Below are 19,015 nucleotides of genomic sequence, written 5' to 3'. Positions count from 1 at the left end.
ACCTGGGAGAAGCGACAGGTGGAGATCTGGATTGCGCATTGCGTGCATAGAGTGGTGAGACGGTTCTAAATTCACGCTGAGAATTCAGCCATGTATTCTGTACGAAAATCTTTTATAGGAGAAAATGATTTATGGCAACGACTGTATCTACAGAGAAGAAAAAACCAAAGCAGGATTTAAAGAATGAAGTGCCGTCCAGGACACAGTCACGGTTTCCGCAGGACATGAGCTCTCTGATGGGGCGATTTCCCTTTCTGTCGTTTCGGGATGAGATGGATCATCTGCTGAATCGATTTTCCGACGACTTTGGAAACGGCTGGTTGACACAGGGGTTTGCTGCAACTCTGGATCTATCGGAAACCAATAACCATATTGAAGTCCGGATGGACGTTCCCGGAATTCAGCCGGAAGAAATCAATGTGGAGGTTACCGGGAATCTGCTGCGAATTACCGGAGAACGCAAAGAAGAGCAGGAAGAAAAGAACAAAACGTATCATCGTATTGAAAGACGTTCCGGCAGTTTTTCCCGATCGGTGACGTTACCCTGTGAAGTCGAAGAAGATCAGATTGAAGCGAGCTGTGACAATGGCGTGCTGACAATCACGCTGCCGAAGTGTGAGTCAACCAAACCGCACAAAATTAATGTGAAACCGGTTGCAAAGTGATTGAATCGGCGCAGAATCTGATCAAAATCAAGGTGTGCCACAAATTCAAATATTGTGGCACACCTTTTTTTGAAATCGACAGCAGCAACGCATGATTTACCACTTGCGCTCCCTGGATTACCAGCGGAAATAAGCGAGTAGTGGCTGGTCATCGGGCATGTCTTCAGCATTGATGACATAAGGAGTCCCCCCATGTCGATACGTATCCCGGATAGCACGGTTATGCAGGGCAGTGTCTCCCGGCGACTTGCTGTCATGGGTTTCAATCAGCTCACCGTCCTGCGGTAACTGTCCCCAGCGCTCAGATCCGATCGGCACAAACAGCATTTCGACACGACCCTGATCTGCCGATTGCAGGATTTCTTCGAGCTGGTGTGAGATACGTGACGTGCCGAGATGATTCTTAAACTGTTCCTGCGCTTTGTGAAGTGAATTTTCAGCATGGGATTTAATTACCGGCCGGGCCAGTTCAATCAGTTCCTGTGCACTCAGCTGATCTGGTGAAGTCGCAATCCCCTCCTGTAGCAGATGATTCATATGGAAATGTTTCCGAAACAGACTCTGCTGTTTTTCGGCGCAGGCCAGGATTAACGGCAGAGAACCGCTGCCCTGAGAATTTTCCAGTTGCCGGGCAAGAAACTCGTAGTAATCACCCAGCAGTTTTTCAGTCTGTTCTTTTGCTACACCATGCCCGTGAATGATCCCCGCGACTTCTCTCCCGGCTCGACCGGACGAGGCGGAGTGGTGCTGTATTGATTCTTCCAGCTCAATCCCCTGCGAATACTCTTCGAGACTGGCAGGCATATTTTCAGGCAGGTCGATTTCCGAGACAGATCCATTTTCATGTCGAATCATCCGCACCGCTTTGGGGCTGATGGCCAGTACATCAAACCGGTCATCTTCATACACTTTATAAAATAAGGGGCTGATATAAAATGCGTCATCGACTGTGAGCATTTGCGGACACTGGTAAGGCAGATCAAACTGGTGAAAGGCACCTGGTGCCAGCAGTAAACACAGCCCCTGGGCAGAACCCAGTTCCCAGAAAGAATCATCATTCTGTATGTTTCGTGCCTGTTCCAGAAATTTCCGGGACTCTGCTGTCCCGAACCCCTGGTTCTGAAGTCTGGTTTCAGCTTCATCCAGCATATTTCGCAGAACGATTGCATCTTTCCCCAGCTCCGAAACAGCCTGGTGCCGAGGTAAGTAAATCGAAATACTGGGACCCTGTTCCCAGTCAGTCAGCGCTTTCAGTTCATCATGTGTTAAAGTCTGCATTGAACACTCCTTGTTGAATAATAAATTCTGAATTCTTCAAGCATGACAGAAACTGACAGTTCTACTGCAGCAGGCTACTTCCACTGGTCGAGCAGAAGCGTACCCGCAGCTGTAATCTGCCTTCCTGATCTTGTTCCGGAATTCAGTCTGTTTGTGAAGTTCATAAATGCTATCATTTTGTCAAACAGACCCGATATAGGACCAGGCTACGTTTACTGCATAGGGAAATTCCCCATAGTGCGGATAAATGAATTCCAGACTCATCCTATTATAGTGAAATCCGGTTTCACTGAAAAATGATTTGCTGGACCCTGTTGACATCAATGTGTAAAATGAAACAGAGAGAGTGATGTGGAGCCATTGCGTTTTGATATTTGTCTTCGTCAGAAAATTGCGTCAGGAAATTGCAAAGGGTATTCTTCTTCTGTCGGAAACAGCACAGACCGGAATCAATCCCCGACACTCCAGGTGTATTTCCTCATACATCAGGGTTAAGTGGGCTGAGCGCGTTCTGATATTCTGCTGGAGCCATGCCACGGAATATCAACGGCGAAAGCTTTCCACCTCGCACTGGGTAGTGCTGCTTAAGCATCGTCCGTCGATCAGCTTTTTTCTCTCGTGTTGGATGCAGGCCTTTGATCCACGGTGATGAGCAAATCGCAGTGATGTAAGATTTCACGGAAGCGTCTTATAGACTTCAGAAATGAAAAGGGGTGATATCGCTATGAAACATCGAAATCAATTAAAGCAATCACAGGAGTTTAAAGATAATCCACACGAGCATCTGCAGTATCTGCTGGATGAACATGAGCAGATTTTGTCTCACATTAAAGATTTGCATCGATGGTGGAGCGAACTGTATGAACATGGCCTGCCCAAATATGGCGAAATGGGAACGCGAATGGAAGGTTTGCGAGATCTTCTGAGAAAACATTTTCTAGACGAAGAACAGGAAGGCTACTTTAAACCGGTGATGGAGGAAGAGCCGGGGTTCTGTATCATGGTTCCTGATTTTGAAGAACAGCATAAGGAATTTCTCTGCAGAGTTGATGATTTCAGCACGCGCCTGAAACTGTCGAATCCACCGTTCCGGAGCTGGAATGAAGCTTTGCAGGAATTTCAGGGACTTCTGGACGATTTACGCACCAATGAGAAGCGTGAAATCGAACGAGTTCGCGAAGCTTTCGAGAAATCTTCCACTCACGAATGACTGTGATTCGATTTCGGCCTCTCCGCGTGATTCTACAAAAGCGTGATCTTAAGCGTGTTGTTTTTTCAGAGAATTTACTTCGGAATCGGTAGAGCCTGCGCTTCCCGGTGCAGCAAATCGACGGGTATACTCATTTAGTGCAAAGTGCACTCGGATGCAGCCTGGCCTGGTTTCTGTGTCTGGCCAACCATGGTTGAGTGTCCTCACTTTACAGTTCGAGCATTGGTATTAGAAATCAGTAAATGAACCATTCCAAACAGCAGAAGGTAAAGGTGATGATCGTCGATGATCACCCCATCGTCCGGGAAGGATATTCACGACTGATTGAACATCAGGATGACCTGGAAGTGTGTGGACAGGCCGACAGTAAAGTTGATGCCATCCGGCAAATCATGGAGCATCCACCAGACCTGATGATCATTGATATTTCACTGAAAGATGGCAGCGGACTGGAATTAATCAAAGATATCAAAGCCCAGTTCAGTCAAATTAAGATGCTGACCGTGTCTATGCATGATGAAACTTTATTTGCAGAGCGATCACTGCGCGCTGGTGCCCTGGGATTTGTAAACAAGCAGCAGGCACCGGAACAGTTGATAAAAGCGATTTACCAGGTCTTAAAAGGAAAAGTATTTTTGAGTCCCGAGGCGACAGAACGCATGATCTGTCGATCTATCGGCTCAGATAACTATTCCGATCAGTCTCCCATCGAACGACTCTCAGATCGTGAACTGGAAGTGTTTGAGCAGATCGGGGAAGGCGAAACGACACGTTCGATTGCTCAGAAACTGAACTTAAGTGCTAAAACGGTAGAGACGTATCGGGAGAACATCAAACACAAACTGAATCTGGAAAACGCGACCGCGTTGACTCGCCATGCAATTCAATGGGTCCTGGAAAAAAACTGATAACTGCAGTGTATCTGGCTTTTTGTTCTGGGGTGTTGGGAGCTGGCGGGGATTCAATAGGGTATTTCCCGATAGGGTCAATCGAAATTTACCCGGTAATTAACACATCCTTAACCCGATAGATAGCTTTCAGTTCTGGCTGTTAAACTGAAAACAGAGTTAGTGTGAGGGAATTCTCTTCAGGTACTTCACTTCAGTTATCAGGATCGCGTGTTAATGGTGACCATCAGCAGAAATGAGTTACAGGATCTCTTGAACACCTGCCTGGACCTCAAGCTGGTCGAGGTATTACCCGAGATTGCATATCAGGATTATCATCTTCCCCAGGCCATCAATGTGCCACTGAGCGATTTCTTCAATGAGCGTGTATTGCGTCTGATTCCTGATCGCAGCAATACCATTGTGGTCTACAGCCTGAATTATGAATGCCATCAGTCAGGCCAGGCAGCAATGTGTCTCCTGGAACTGGGATATCAGACTGTTTTCGACTATGAGCCGGGAAAAATAGACTGGCGGGCTGCTCAACTGCCGATTGAATATGGCGCATCGAGAATCCGTTATTAGACTGTGTCTCGATTTACTGTAGCGTCTCAAGGATCAATTGGACCGAGAATGATAGCTTGAGAGTCGCTATGATTAAAGGTGATGCGAAGCCGTCTCAACCAGATGAGCGACTTTTCTCTCTGAGTAGTCGCGGTTCCTGGCTGGGCAGTGGCTTATATTATTTTGGACACGGGCCCGGCGAGCTCACTATGATCGTATTATAAACTTTTCTGACATCGCTCATTGCCAGGACTCTCACCTGTGCCATCTGCTTCAGGAAATAAGAGTCAACTGTTCCTTCCAGAAAAACTTCTCCGGAGTGGACTTCAATCCAGATTGAAGTCAGGCCTGCATATCCTGTAGACTGCAATCTCCTTCTTATCTGTGATGTGAGCTGCAGGTCCGAATGGGAGTGTAACGGAATTCGAGGTTTGTTCTGCAGTTTCACCGCATTCTCCTTTCAGGCAGTATGATTCTGGCAACGAAAACAGGTATTTTAAGATCGTGGCAGGGTCGTTTCCGTGAAATCAGGATATTTAGTGGTCTGATTGTCGTTACGCTTGTTTTCGACTGCAGGAACATCAGGGTTGTTGAGATAATGAATCAGGAAAACAGACTGAAAATACAGATTCGACAGACTGTCAATCTCGCTGTCTCTGATTTGTCACGGGATGCCAGTGATGATCAGCTTATACAAGCAGTGGCATTTGTGAAATCGGAGAATCAGCCGTTATTTCATAGGGGAAACCCCCAGAGTATCTTCGCTCACAATTAATATATCACAGGCTGAATCACCCCTGATACCGTAATGGCTTAAAGAGACAGAATCATGTCAGATCAAGAGAGGTTATCTGTACTGCTGGCCGAGCCTGATCCGGAATCGCGCTTGCAGATCATCCAGATTATTTCAGCCGAAGGATTTCAGGTTGATGCTGTGGAAACCCGGGAACAGTTGATGAGCCGGGAAAACTGGTCGGATTACTTTCTGATCATTCTGGAACATGAATTGCCCGATGGAAATACAGACGAATTTCTCCCCGAAATTCAGCAACAGGCGAAGAATGCAGAGTTGATGATCATTACATCACGCTCAGAAGTGCAGAGTATGGTTCTCGCATTCCGAAATGAGATTGCTGATTACTTCATTAAACCGATCGATCGTGAACTGTTCCGGAATTCCGTTCAGCGTATTCGAACCGAGCGGGCTGTCTCCAGCAAATTACGTCAGACACAGGCTCAACTGAATGCGATTGTCGAATCGGCTATCGAAGCGGTCATTACGATAAACCGCCGGGGAATAATCCAGTCATTTAATTCAGCCGCAGAAAAGATGTTTGGATATTCGGCTGCTGAAATCATCGGGCAGAATGTCAGTTTACTCACACCACATCCGATCCGCGAACATCATGATCAGTTTATCACCCAGTACCTCGAAACAGGGATTTCCTATATTGTAGGAGCCCGACGAGAACTGCAGGCCTCTCATCGTGATGGCACTTTGATCCCGATCGAACTGTCGGTGACGGATCTGCCTCAGTTTGAGATCTTTGCCGGCATTATTGCTGATATCAGCGAGCGAAAGCAGGGCGAAAAGAAGCAGGCCGAACTGTCACGGGCAGTGGCTGTCGCTGCACAGCAGGAACGTCGCCAACTGGCCAATATTCTGCATGACCATCTTCAGCAATTGCTGATCGGCGTGCGAATTCATCTGGGAATCGCCAGGAAGGGAGTCCATTCAGAATCAGAAAAACTGACACTCGCGCGTGCGGATGAACTGTTGAACCAGAGTATCGAAGTTACCCGTTCCCTGACGGCTGAGCTGAACCCGGTCGTACTGCATGAAGAAGGTCTGCCGATGGCATTGGAATGGCTGGCGCATAATATGCAGGAACGGTACAATTTGACTGTCGCGCTGGATCTGGATCAGGCTGTCAGTCCGCAGGCGGAACTGACAAAAATTGTCCTGTATGAATGTGTGCGCGAGATTCTGTTTAACGTTGTTAAACACGCTCAAGCCACACACGCACAGGTCGGCATGCATTCAATATCGAACCAGGAATTAGAGATCACGGTCTCTGATGATGGGGTCGGCTTCGATCTGCAGCAATTTGATCAGCAGAAAACTGAGCCAGGTGGAATGGGCCTGAGTAATATTGAATATCGACTTTCACTCATCAATGGAAAGTTCTGGCTGGATTCAAGCCCGGGACAAGGCACAAAGGCGCATATCATCGCAGCCCGGGAATCCGATTAAACGGATCGCAGCAAGGACCGTCTCCCTGTCTCATGACAGGGAGACCATTTCACCAGTCCGCAAGGGAATCCGGAGAATCACCTGTCATCAGGGTTGGGGCAGTGGACCCTGCAGATCATTCAGGACGCTTGTCAGAGCGGCATGCTTCTGCTTTGCGGTTCCGGTCAGCTGATCTGATTTCAGCGGAGACTTTTCGCCGGGATCCTGTTCTACGTTAAAGAACCGTCCATCCTGGTACAGTTTCCATTCCGGTGAACGGACACAGCTTTTGTTTCGGAGTTCAATGTAGATCCATTCCCGAGTCTGACGCTGTTCAGGTTTCCCAAACAGAACCGACGCAAAACTGATGCCATCGCGGGGAACATCTGGTTGCTTGAGCCCGGCGATCTCGGCAACCGTGGGCAGATAATCGCTCATGTCCACCATGTCGTCGACCTAGGTACCCGCCTTGATGTGTCCGGGCCAGTTCGCGATTAACGGTACACGGGTTCCCGTATCGTCCAGTTTCCCCTTGCCGCCAGGCACGATTTTATCGTTTTGTACCGAGACTACTTTGGGACGTACCATTTTGCCGTTCTCGTTGACAGTCAGATAACTGGCTCCCGGAGTTCCGTTGTCGGTGGTGAAGATGATTAACGTATTGTCACGCACACCCATCTCATTCAGGGAAGCGACCACCTTGCCGACCATATCATCCATCGAAGCCATCATCTCAGCATAGGTCATCCAGCGTCCATATTTATAATATGCGACATGTTCATTCTTCAGATCATCAGTCACATCATGACAGAGAGCCATCGGGTAATAGGCAAAGAAAGGTTTGCCCGCTTTGTGGCTGCGTTTCATGAAATCAATGAGGAAGTCGGCATAGACTTCAGGGCCGTACAGACTGGAAGCGTCATCCCGCAGAGCGCCGTTCTGATAAATCAGGGGATGATGATAGCGACCTCCCTCATGCCAGCCGAAAAGACACCATTCATCAAAACCGACGCGGCTGGGATGCTGTTTATCATTCTTCATCATACAGAGCTGCCATTTTCCGGCGACTGCCGTGGCATAGCCGGCCTGCTGCATACGATTGCCGATGGAAATGCCTTCGGCGTCACTCGGATAATCTCCCCATTTCGAACCGGCTTTGCCAAAGCGGAAGGGATACCGGCCCGTCATCAGGCAGACCCGTGTCGGATGGCAGACGGGCATGGCGTAGCCATGATTGAATTTCATGCCTCCCTTGGCGAGGGCATCGATGTGCGGCGTGGGATAGCTGCGCCCCCCGTAACATCCGATGGCATCACTGCCGACGTCATCGGCCATGATCAACACGATATTCGGTTTGGTTTCTGCAGCATTCAGACCGACAGGCATGAGCAGCAGAAGGCCGGTGAGAAAACAGCAGGCAGGTTTTATCAAATACATGGGAAAATCCTCTGAGATAATAATTCGACGGTCTTAAAGTTTTTTGAGGTCAGGTAAATCGTAGTACGACAGTACGTTCTGAACGGCAAGATGCAGGTGAGGGAATGCTTCGCGTGATGTCAGCAGTTCATGCCACGGATTCAGCCCTTCATCCCATTGCAGTTGAGAGATCAGTTTGGGTTCCAGTGCCGCAGCATGCAGGGCCGCGGGGACGAGTTCGCCCTCCGAATGAAGTTCCACCTGGTTCGCCTTGTGTTGTGACTGCAGCCAGCGGGCGGAAACAAGTAAATCTTCGGCCTGCATGCCCAGCCAGCAACGTCCCAGCATATGGGATATATAATAGTCCGCACCGGGAAAACGCCAGTTCCTGGTTTTGGTTTCACCCGTATCTCGCACTTCCACGATCAATACAGGATGTCCCTGGCTGTTGAGCTGTTCCGCTGTTTTGACGCTGGAATTCATGCCTGCAGACGGTGCGATCAGAATGGGTGTTTCATTCCCCTGAGACCAGTAGAGTGCGGGCAACTGGATGCCAGGTTCCGGTGTCAGAATGAGACGCTGGGGTGAGTTTGTAGACTTTTTGTTTTCGAATCGCTTGATACCAGGCTCCGGCAGATCTTGCAGTGTGCGGATACCTGTCACCTGCCGCACAAGCTCTCGTGTGAGGGGAGGGCGGTTTTCGGCTAACTGTTTTTCGTAGTCGGTGAACAGATCAAACAGGCTGCGTTCATGTTGCAGCTTGAGTACCTGGCCTTGCAGCGTGACCTGCAACTCCTGATCAGTCAGAACCGGGGAGTCGTCGACTTCGAACGCTTCCAGATGTCTCTTCTGCAACCAGCGGGCAAAGAACCGTACGGCACCTTCACGCAGTCGCTGGCTGAATCCATGTTTGTCGTTGGCTTCGATCAGATCAACGCGTTCCGGATAACCGAGCCGGGTATAAACACGTTTAGCCTGGCGATAGGCATCCCAGGTGCCGTCGATGGGGACGAAGTCTCTGGTTGCCGAGAGAATCAGTGTCGGTTGGGGGGCACGTGTGAGAATATAGTCGGGATGATCGAAGCCAGCTCCGATCTGTCCATACAGGTTCTGCTCGGCATCGCCTGGGCCGGGACTCTCGTTTTTGAAGCGATGCGTGGTCATGAAGCAACCGGGGGCAGCCGCCACGATGCGATCATCAAATGCCATCAGGTAGCTGGTCAGATTGCCGCCCCCTGAATTCCCGGTGCAGCCGATACGCGATTGATCCACGTCAGGACGACTGCAGAGATAATCGATGCCGCGGACACCATCCCACAGCATATAGCTTCCCAGGCTGCGTCCGAGCAGGATCGGAGCAACGCCCAACTCCTGATGTTCGTGACTTCCCCGATGGTGCGGCGTTCCCTTTTTATCGAGGAGCTGTTTGCGTTCTCCTTGACCGATGGGATCGAAGCAGAGTACGATAAACCCGTGTCGTGCCAGCAGGCGATTGGCGCGCTGATACGATTCGTAGGCTTTTCCATTTTCACTGTGGCCGACCGGGTGCAGGATGGCAGGAAACGGACCTGTTCCTTCGGGGCGATACAGGTTAGCAGTCACGTGAAAGCCGGGCTGGCTTTCATAGAGAATTTTTTCAACGGTGAATCCGGGTTGCTGAATGGTACCCATTGTCTGCGGGTTAAGTGCTGTGCGTTCGGGCAGTATTCCCAGTGACTGCTGTAATGCTTCGCGTCGCTGTTGTTGATAGGCGGCGAGTGCTTTATCCGATTTCAATGCCGCCTCGAGTTCACTGCGTCGTTTCTCCATGGCAGCATGGACCTGTTGACGCAGATAAGCCCGCATCATCTGCTCTGTTTTGTCTGCGTTGAAATCGCGCGGCAGAACCCGGTATTCCGACTGTGCATATGCGGTGCTGAGACAGCCGGTAAAAAGAATCAGGAAGATTAACATTTTCTGCATGAACGCGGTTTCCTGCTGTCTGGCATTATGCCAGTAGTTGTTCGACGATATTCCCGGAAACATCAGTCAGGCGGAAGTCGCGACCCTGGAACCGGTAGGTCAGTTTTTCGTGATCCAGTCCGAACAGTTTCAGAATTGTGGCGTGCAGATCGTGGACGTGGACCGGGTCCTTAGTGACTCCCCAGCCGATTTCATCTGTTTCGCCGATCACCTGTCCCCCCTTGATTCCGCCGCCGGCCAGCCACATGCTGAAGGAGTAGGGATGGTGATCGCGGCCGGTGACTTTCTTGAAATTGACTCGATTCTCGCCCAGGGGTGTGCGACCGAATTCGCCTCCCCAGACGACCAGCGTTTCGTCCAGCAGGCCGCGTTGCTTCAGATCCTTCAGCAACGCCGCGACGGGTTGATCGGAAATTTTCGTGTAGCGCTCCAGGCCACTGTCGAGCGCACTGTGATGATCCCAGGTGGAGAGGAACAGGGAAACAAACCGCACGCCCCGTTCCACCATGCGGCGTGCCAGCAGACAGTTGCGGGCATACGAGCCCATGAAACCGGACGTACTGCTTTTCGATGCTTCTTCGCGCGTGACGCCATATTCCTCTAACGTGGTTTTGGTCTCTCCTGAAAGGTCCAGCAGTTCCGGCGCTGTCTGCTGCATCCGGAAGGCAAGTTCGTAGGCTTTGATGCGGCTGGAGATTTCGGGATTACCAATCTGTTCATAACGCAGGCCGTTTAGTTCATTGATCGTCTGCAGGCTGCGCATCTGGGCTGCATTTGAGATTTCAGGCGGGTTTGCCAGGTTGAGGACCGGGCTGCCCTGGTTCCGAAACAGCGTGCCCGCATACTGAGACGGTAAAAAACCGCTCGACCAGCTGGAAGCTCCGCCAGGCAAGCCTCGCCCCAGTGTGGCCAGTACGACATAACCGGGCAGATTTTCTGATTCGTTCCCCAGGCCATAATTCAACCAGGAACCCAACGTCGGGCGGCCCTGCAGATCGGAACCGGAGAGCATCATCAACTGGCCGGGCAGGTGATTGAACTGCTCACAGTGCATGGAGCGAATCAAGGCAATATCATCGACACAGGTACTCAGGTGAGGCAGCAGATCGGAGAGTTCCATGCCACACTCGCCATAGCGTTTGAACGTGCGGGGACTGCCCATGATGCGGGCTGCTTCTTTCTGGATGAACGCGAACTTGATGTCCTTGAGCAGGGACTCGGGCATCGGCTGACCGTCGAGTTCATTGAGACGCGGTTTGGGATCGAACAGATCCATCTGACTCGGGCCGCCTTCCATGAACAGGTAGATGCAGCGTTTTGCCCGGGGAGCAAAATGGGCCAGTTGCTGCCCCGCCCCCAGCAGACCATCCTGTTTCATGAGCGATGCCAGGGCGAGCGTACCGAGACCGCTGGCGCCGGTAGCGAAAAAACGTCGCCGGTTTAAAGCATTGAGATCGTGGTGTTGTGGGTTCTGCATATTCAGTCTCGCGTGATAAATTCATCCAGGTTCATGACGATTCTCGCCAGCTGAATCAGGGCGGTCTGTTGTGGATCTTCTGCTGATTTTGTTTTCGCTTGGCTGTTTTCCGCCAGGTACAGCAGATCGGCATACGCAGCATTGAGGTATTCCTGCTCGCGCGGTGCCGGAGGGCGGGAAAAACAGCGGAGGAACATCTCCTCTGTCGCGGCGGGCAGATTGTCCTGATGTTCTTCCCACATCAGTTTTCCCAGTGCCTGGGCACTTTCGAAAAACAGGGGTCCGTTCAACAGGGTGAGTGCCTGCAGGGGAGTGTTCGAGCGTTCGCGTCGGCTGCAGGAAACGGTGGCATCCGGCGCATCAAAGGTCATCAGCATCGGATAGGGGACCGTGCGTTTAAAGACAATATACATTCCCCGGCGATAACGCGCGCTGCCTTCAGTCGCAGGCCATTTGACGCTGCGTCCGACATCGGTGACAAACGCCGGTAGAGGAGGTCGAATTCCCCGCCGCCCAATCGTACGATCCAGCAGACTACTGGCGGTGAGATGGATATCGCGGACAATTTCCGCTTCGACCCGATAACTGTTCTGCCGCCAGAGTAGCTGATTATTGACATCATGTTGGACAGGACTCGCATTCGCCGCGGACGACATCCGGTACGTCGAGGACATGACGATCAGTCGGATCATCGTTTTGCGACTCCAGTTTTGTGATTTGTATTCTGCCGCCAGCCAGTCCAGCAGGAGTGGGTGCGTGGGCGGTTCCCCTTTCGTGCCGAAGTCATTGGGAGTCGCGACCAGCCCGCGGGCAAACAGATGCTGCCAGATGCGATTGACGGCAACGCGGGCCGTCAGCGGGTTATTCTCCTGAAACAGCCACCGTGCCAGATCCAGACGGTCTCTCAGTGGTTCTCCCGCATTGAATTCAGGCAGGACAGCGGGAGTGCCTGGATCGACTTTTTCGCCATGTTGATTGTAAATCCCCCGGACATGCACGAAGGTGTCCCGGCGGTCTTTGGTTCGTTCTTTAAAGGTGGGAGCCCGGGTTGCTGGTGGAGAAGGGCGGGTTTTCAGCAGCGATTCCAGTTGCGAGTAGAGTTTGTCCCAGCCAGGTTGTTTCGTCTCATAGTATGGGGAAATCTTTTTGAGATCGGAGGACCTTTTATATTTCTCCAGCGTTTTCGTGATTTCTGCTTTCTGTTCTGCAGTGAGGTCTGATTTCTCAAACTCTTGCAGTGAAGTCAGTGCTTTCTCATACGCGGGTTGCCATTGTTTCTGTTTTGACTGGTATTCAGCCATGTCCCAATCATGGCTGACTTTCACGCTCGAATCGTCGGCATTATTGAAGAAAGAATAAAACTGGTAGAACTCTTTCTGTGAGATGGGATCGTGTTTATGGTCATGGCATTCGGCACAACCCAGTGTAAAGCCGAGCCACACCATGCCTGTGGTATTCACGCGGTCGACGAGTTCTTTCGTACGATATAATTCGAGATCCACGCCCGCTTCGGTATTGCTCAATGTGTTGCGGTGAAAGCCGGTGGCAATCAGTTGTGAATCCGTTGGTTTTTCCAGCAGGTCTCCCGCCAGTTGTTCGATGGAGAACTGATCGAAGGGTAAATCATCATTGATCGCCTGGATGACCCATTCCCGATAGACCCAGGCATGGGGACGTATACTGTCACCCAGGTAACCATCACTGTCTGCATAGCGGGCCAGATCCAGCCAGTACCGCCCCCAGCGTTCTCCAAAATGCGGTGAAGCCAGCAGTTTATCAACCAGTATTTCATAGGCACGGGGATCTTCGTCTGCGATAAAACCTGCAACTTCTTCCGGTGTCGGCAGTAAGCCGGTAAGGTCCAGGAAGAGCCGTCGAATGAGTGTGCGCTTCGATGCCGGTGGCGCGGGTTGCACACCGGCCAACTGATGTCGGGCAGCGACAAAGGCATCGATCGGGTTCCGTATCGGGAATTTAGCAGATGTCTGAGTGACTGTGGGAACCGGTGGTTGCGTTAATGTTCTCAGAGACCATAAAACGGGAGGCTCCAGTACCAGGTTTTCCGGCCAGTGTGCTCCCTGTTTGATCCAGCTTCGAAACGTCTCTACTTCGTCTGTTGTGAGAGGCGCTGCCTCTTGAGGCATTTCCGCCACCCCGTCGTAGGCCGTAATCAGATCGATCAGGTAACTCGCGTCGGGATCGCCGAGATCAATGATTTCTCCGCTTTCGCCACCTTTACGTACTCCTACGGCAGAATGCAGGGCAAGTCCCCCCTGGCGAACGCGATCCTGGTGACAGCTCAGGCAGCGGCTTTTTAAAATGGGGGCAATGTCACGTTCGAAATCCACCGTTTTTTCCGCAGCGATCGCCGGCGAAGAGAACAGCAGCAGGGGCATCAGAACGGGAATCAAGCGACTGCGGTATCCCTGATCATTCATAATGCAGGCAGGCTTTCAATCTGGAGACACAGTGTTTATAGCGTCAGTATTTATTGCGATTGAGTTCGAAGGCAGTTCTTCAGAGTGCAAAAGACAATGTACGACGAACTGCGCGGAATCGGCTGGCAGGTTAATTAAGTAGATTTACTATTCTACAGGCCCATTCCCCCCGGTTACAAGCCTTTGCTTTGACGAGCTCTGAATTTTCAGAGAGTAGAGTCGCCTTTGCCCGTGCGGTCAGTTACAGTGTCAGGTAAGCATGCCGCCTCCGGAAGAAGCAGCGTGATTCTGTAATTCGGCTGTAATGGAAGAGCCGGACTAGACAACACTCTATTCAATGAAGCTACAGCCATGAAATTATTCCTGCATCTGACTGTACTGTTTTTCGTTTCCTGCGGTTCGTTGATGGCAGACGAGAAACCCAATCCAAACGAGAAACCAAACATTGTCTTTTTCTTCGCCGACGATCAGACCACCAGCACATTAGGCTGTTATGGTAACCAGGTGATCAAGACCCCCAATATCGATGAACTGGCGGCGCGGGGAACTCGCTTTGATAATGCCTGTGTCAGTCAGGCCATCTGCTGGGTAAGTCGCACGACAATTCTGACCGGCTTGACCGGCCGCAGTTATGGAACGCCTGCGAATCCCGAGATGGCCCGACCTGAAGCCGTGGAAACGCTGTTTTCCGATCTGTTGCGCGAAAACGGATATCGTGTCGGGTACTTTGGGAAATGGCACGCGAAGATGCCGAAGGGTTTTCAAAGGGAAAAACACTTTGATGAATTCGAAGCGATCAGCCGCAACCCCTATTACAAAAAACAGCCGGACGGCAGTCTGCGTCACGAGACCGAACTGATCGTTGATCGAGGCATTGAGTTTCTCAAAACACAACCAAAGGGGAAACCGTTTGCATTAAATATGTGGTTTAACGCCTGTCACGCAGAAGACAGTGACCGTCGACCGGGAATTGGTCACTTCCCCTGGCCGCGTGCTGTGGACGGCATGTATGAAGATATCACAATCGCTCCGCCGCGACTGAATGCACCGGAGATTTTTGATGGACAACCGGACTTTCTGAAAACGACTCTCAATCGGGAACGTTATTTCTGGCGCTGGAATACTGACGATAAATATCAGACGAATATGCGGGCCTATTACCGCATGGTGAGTGGCATCGATGGTGCCATCGGTCGTTTTCTGGCGGCTTTAAAAGAGGCCGGACTGGATAAAAATACAATCATCGTTTACTCGGCTGACAACGGGTATTACATGGGAAATCGCGGATTTGCCGGGAAATGGTCGCATTATGAAGAAGCATTGAATGTTCCTTTGATTATCGCAGATCCCCGCGTCCCCACGGCGCAGCATGGTCAGGCGACGAGCGCCCCTGCGCTGAATCTGGACCTGCCGGCGACCTTTCTTGACTGGGCGGGAGTCGCGATTCCCCCGCGATACCAGGGGCACAGTCTGCAGCCGATCGTAGCGGGCAAGACACCTGCCGACTGGAGAACAGAAGCCTTTCATGAACACTTTGCGGTCCGCAATCGGATTCCTGCCTTTGAAGGTCTGCGGAATGAGCGGTTCAAATATGTACGATATTTTGATCATGATAACCATGAGTTTCTGCATGACCTGAAACAGGATCCGGACGAACTGGTGAACCTGGCCGGTCATCCGAAGTATCAAGACACTTTAAAAGAAATGCGCGAGCGCACAACGACGCGAGTCAAAGAACTGGGGGGGCCGCTCGATCCGTTAAAGGGAAAGTTCACGGACTCGACAGAACCGCATCCGGTTGCCTCGGCAGCAGTGGGGGCTAAAGTAGATCCTGAAGGATTCGTTTCGGTATTTGATGGCAAAACACTGCGTCACTGGAGCGGAGATCCCCGGTACTGGTCAGTCGAAGAAGGGGCACTGACGGGTAAAACTGACGGGACTCTGAAGATGAACCGGTTCATCACCTGGAACGATTCTACGATTCGTAATTTTGATCTGCGGGTCAAAGTAAAAGTGACTGCAGGCGGGAACAGTGGCCTGCAATACCGGGGCACCTCCCGGCCCGATCTGGGCCTGGACATTGTGACCGGATATCAGTGTGATGTGGTTGCCAATAACCCGAACTACAACGGCATGCTGTACGAAGAGAAAGGGCGCCGGATCCTCTCGCATACCGGGGAGAAAGTCATTATTGATCCGGAGGGGCAGCCCTGGGTTGTCGGAAAAATCCCGGTCAAAACTTTCGCACCTGATGAATGGCATGATTTCCGGGTACTGGTGAAAGGCAATCATCATCAGCACTGGATTGATGGACACAAGACTGCAGATTTAATCGACCTGGATGAAAAAGGGCGTGCTCTGGAAGGCGTGCTGGCAGTGCAGGTCCATGTGGGACCGCAGATGAAAATCCAGTACAAAGATTTCAAAATCAAGCATCTTCCCGATGATCTGCCTCTGCAAGCTGCAAAAGATCATCCGATCCCGGCAGACGCGTATGGCGTGAGACCACAGGGAAAACTGCCCAAGGGTTGGAAGCCTCCCGTTTATGGGCAGCGTTGATAAGAGAGGCAAACTGGACGTTTTTTCCGTAAAACACGGTCAGCCGATGAATATCATACTATGGCGGAACTTCCTGAAAAAACTCAGGTTAAGCAGAAAATAATTGATATCGCAATCAGATTCAGGTAACATATGAATGCCAGTTGATGCATGGTGTCAACTGGTCCCTCTTTTTACTTCCTGCCTGAATCGCGTGATCTTATGAGCTTACGTTCCATCCCACAACTGCTCACGTATTCTGCGATCTTGATCGCTGTTTATGCGGCACCAGTGTCTGCCGAAACAACACTCCATGAACGGATTGATGCGGCGCTGGGAGCCGGCAACCCGCAGTTCGAGAACCAGGCGGTTGCGACTGCCGATGACGCGACGTTTTTACGGCGCATCACACTTGACCTGACAGGCACTATTCCCACGGCAGAGAAAGTGCGGGCATTTGTTGCTGATACCTCCGCTGACAAACGTGTTGACGAAATTGATCGCCTGCTGGCATCTCCCGAATATGCGCGGCGGATGCAGTATGTGTTTGACACGATGCTGATGGAACGTCATCCCGATAAACATGTGCCTGCGAAGGACTGGCAGAAATATTTGCGAGAGTCGTTCTTGGCTAACCGCCGCTGGGATGACCTGGTGCAGGAAATGCTGACTGTCGATGGCACAGATGAGAAAACCCGACCGGCTGCCAAGTTCCTGCTGGATCGGGAATTAAAGGCCGAGCAGGTTACCCGAGATCTGGGACGCCTGTTCCTGGGGCGTGATCTTCAGTGTGCCCAGTGCCATGACCATCCCAACGTGAATGATTATCTGCAGCGTCACTATCATGGGTTGAATGCGTTTTTAAGTCGCAGCTACCTGTTCCGGGATCCCAAAACAAAAAAAACATCCATTGGTGAAAAAGCCGAAGGGCAGGTCGCATTTACTTCCGTCTTCACCAAAGAAGAAGGCAAGACGGCACCGCGGGTGCTGGATCTGCCTGAGATTCCTGATCCTGAGATCCCTGAAGAACCCTACAGAGTCAAACCTGCCAAAAATGTGCGTTCGATACCGGTTTACAGTCGTCGTCTGCAACTGGCGGATGCGATTACCAGTACCGAGAATCAGGCCTTTCAGAATAATATTGTCAACCGTCTCTGGGCGTTGATGATGGGCCGCGGCCTGGTGGAACCGCTCGATATGTGGCACTCTGATAATCCGCCCACGCATCCGGAAGTTCTCGAACTGCTGTCAACTGCGTTACAGGAAATGGACTATGACCTGAAGTATCTGATTCGCGAATTGGCGCTGACAGACGTTTATCAACGCAGCAGTCGTAATAACTCGGATTTGAAATCCGCTGACAAACCCGATTATCGTGTCGGCCTGTTAAAGCCTTTATCACCCGAGCAACTGGCCTGGTCAATGATGCAGGCGACCGGAGTCACTGAAAGAACACTCGCTGGTCTGAAGGCAAAAAAAATAAAAGACGATCCCAAACATGGCCCTCAAGTTACAGCGGAGCCACTCTGGCAGGAAGAAGCGTTACACGATGCCCTATGGAGAAACGTTGATTCCTTTACGGTCACGTTTGGCACTGTGGGGGCGCAATCATCCCGGTTTGATGCTTCCGCCAACCAGGCATTATTTCTGTTGAACGGGCCTTTGATTCAGTCCTGGCTGGTTCCCGGCGGAAATAATCTGACAGCACGGCTTAAAAAACTTGAGTCGGGTCCCGCGGTCGCCGAAGAACTGTATCTTGCCGTCCTTTCCCGCTTTCCGAACGAGTCAGAAACCCGACAGGTAGTCGAATATTTAAACTCAAGTCAGCAGGAAACCCACAAGGGAATTCCTGAACTGGTCTGGGCGGCGCTGGTGTCGGATGAATTTCGTTTCAATCATTGAGAATCAACTCCTCGTCTACCTCGAAAACAGAAAGACCGATGATGCAAAGAAATCAAGGCTGTCAACAGCTTGATCACCGTGTAGCGAGGCGTCAGTTTCTGGCGGGGGCCGCCGGTGGCGCGCTGGCATTCAGTCTGTCCGGATCACCGGCAGTGGCAGAACAGGTCAACGGTCAGCATAAACGAATTCTGCAGGTTTACCTGCAGGGGGGCGTCAGCCAGCTGGAATCCTGGGATCCCAAGCCGGGTACCGAATTTGGTGGACCCTTCCGCGCGATTCCGACGTCTGTCCCCGGTATGCATATTTCAGAACTGCTGCCTTATACGGCGCAGCGGATGCATCACCTGTCGATTGTCCGCAGTATCAATTTAAAAACGAACGACCACACACAGGGCCGCCTGTTTATGGAGAAGGGGAGGCGGGCAGGTGAGTATCCTTATGTGGG

14 protein-coding genes are annotated in these 19,015 nt (G+C 51.3%); 8 read left to right on the top strand and 6 right to left on the bottom strand.

All coding sequences use genetic code 11. From position 1 onward, the window contains the following. Positions 1-131: 131 nt before the first annotated feature. On the top strand, positions 132-665 hold the full coding sequence (locus AACZ40_RS10725) for an Hsp20/alpha crystallin family protein (protein ID WP_291169121.1): 534 nt from the start codon (positions 132-134) through the stop codon (positions 663-665). 117 nt (positions 666-782) lie between these two features. Here the strand turns inward: AACZ40_RS10725 and AACZ40_RS10720 are convergent, their stop codons facing one another. After that, positions 783-1,943, bottom strand: coding sequence for a hypothetical protein (locus AACZ40_RS10720; protein WP_291169119.1), 1,161 nt, complete (start codon positions 1,941-1,943; stop codon positions 783-785). Between the two features lie 724 nt (positions 1,944-2,667). Here AACZ40_RS10720 and AACZ40_RS10715 point away from each other — a divergent pair. The 4 genes from AACZ40_RS10715 (at position 2,668) to AACZ40_RS10700 (ending at position 6,858) form a co-directional block, all read left to right on the top strand. Further along, a complete protein-coding gene (locus tag AACZ40_RS10715; RefSeq protein WP_291169117.1) occupies positions 2,668-3,153 on the top strand; it encodes a hemerythrin domain-containing protein in 486 nt (161 codons plus the stop codon). A gap of 242 nt (positions 3,154-3,395) precedes the next feature. Further along, positions 3,396-4,061 carry a response regulator transcription factor gene (locus AACZ40_RS10710; RefSeq protein WP_291169116.1) on the top strand — a complete coding sequence of 222 codons (666 nt, stop codon included), beginning with the start codon at positions 3,396-3,398 and terminating at the stop codon, positions 4,059-4,061. A gap of 216 nt (positions 4,062-4,277) precedes the next feature. Continuing rightward, positions 4,278-4,625, top strand: coding sequence for a rhodanese-like domain-containing protein (locus AACZ40_RS10705; RefSeq protein ID WP_291169115.1), 348 nt, complete (start codon positions 4,278-4,280; stop codon positions 4,623-4,625). A gap of 808 nt (positions 4,626-5,433) precedes the next feature. Next, entirely contained in the window at positions 5,434-6,858 is a 1,425-nt protein-coding gene (locus AACZ40_RS10700; RefSeq protein WP_291169113.1) for a PAS domain S-box protein, read from the top strand. Between the two features lie 87 nt (positions 6,859-6,945). Here the strand turns inward: AACZ40_RS10700 and AACZ40_RS10695 are convergent, their stop codons facing one another. The 5 genes from AACZ40_RS10695 to AACZ40_RS10675 are packed head-to-tail and all read right to left on the bottom strand — an operon-like array spanning position 6,946 to position 14,130. Next, on the bottom strand, positions 6,946-7,275 hold the full coding sequence (locus AACZ40_RS10695; RefSeq protein ID WP_339674408.1) for a hypothetical protein: 330 nt from the start codon (positions 7,273-7,275) through the stop codon (positions 6,946-6,948). 18 nt (positions 7,276-7,293) lie between these two features. After that, on the bottom strand, positions 7,294-8,274 hold the full coding sequence (locus AACZ40_RS10690) for a sulfatase-like hydrolase/transferase (protein ID WP_339674406.1): 981 nt from the start codon (positions 8,272-8,274) through the stop codon (positions 7,294-7,296). Positions 8,275-8,307: 33 nt separating this feature from the next. Further along, positions 8,308-10,215, bottom strand: coding sequence for an acetylxylan esterase (locus tag AACZ40_RS10685; RefSeq protein ID WP_291169108.1), 1,908 nt, complete (start codon positions 10,213-10,215; stop codon positions 8,308-8,310). Positions 10,216-10,240: 25 nt separating this feature from the next. After that, positions 10,241-11,692 carry a DUF1501 domain-containing protein gene (locus tag AACZ40_RS10680; RefSeq protein ID WP_291169106.1) on the bottom strand — a complete coding sequence of 484 codons (1,452 nt, stop codon included), beginning with the start codon at positions 11,690-11,692 and terminating at the stop codon, positions 10,241-10,243. 2 nt (positions 11,693-11,694) lie between these two features. Beyond that, positions 11,695-14,130 carry a PSD1 and planctomycete cytochrome C domain-containing protein gene (locus AACZ40_RS10675; protein WP_291169104.1) on the bottom strand — a complete coding sequence of 812 codons (2,436 nt, stop codon included), beginning with the start codon at positions 14,128-14,130 and terminating at the stop codon, positions 11,695-11,697. A 351-nt stretch (positions 14,131-14,481) separates the two neighbouring features. Between AACZ40_RS10675 and AACZ40_RS10670 the strand changes: the two genes are divergently transcribed. The 3 genes from AACZ40_RS10670 to AACZ40_RS10660 all read left to right on the top strand — a co-directional run. Further along, positions 14,482-16,689: a sulfatase-like hydrolase/transferase gene (locus tag AACZ40_RS10670; protein WP_291169101.1), complete on the top strand. Its 2,208-nt coding sequence runs from the start codon at positions 14,482-14,484 to the stop codon at positions 16,687-16,689. A 201-nt stretch (positions 16,690-16,890) separates the two neighbouring features. After that, complete coding sequence (locus tag AACZ40_RS10665; protein ID WP_291169099.1) at positions 16,891-18,570, top strand: DUF1549 domain-containing protein; 1,680 nt, start codon at positions 16,891-16,893, stop codon at positions 18,568-18,570. A gap of 38 nt (positions 18,571-18,608) precedes the next feature. Continuing rightward, the coding region (locus tag AACZ40_RS10660) for a DUF1501 domain-containing protein (protein ID WP_339674404.1) at positions 18,609-19,015 on the top strand (407 nt) is incomplete at its 3' end.

The organism is uncultured Gimesia sp., assembly GCF_963972345.1.
Classification (GTDB): Bacteria; Planctomycetota; Planctomycetia; order Planctomycetales; family Planctomycetaceae; genus Gimesia.
This window is presented reverse-complemented; position numbering and strand designations above follow the sequence as displayed.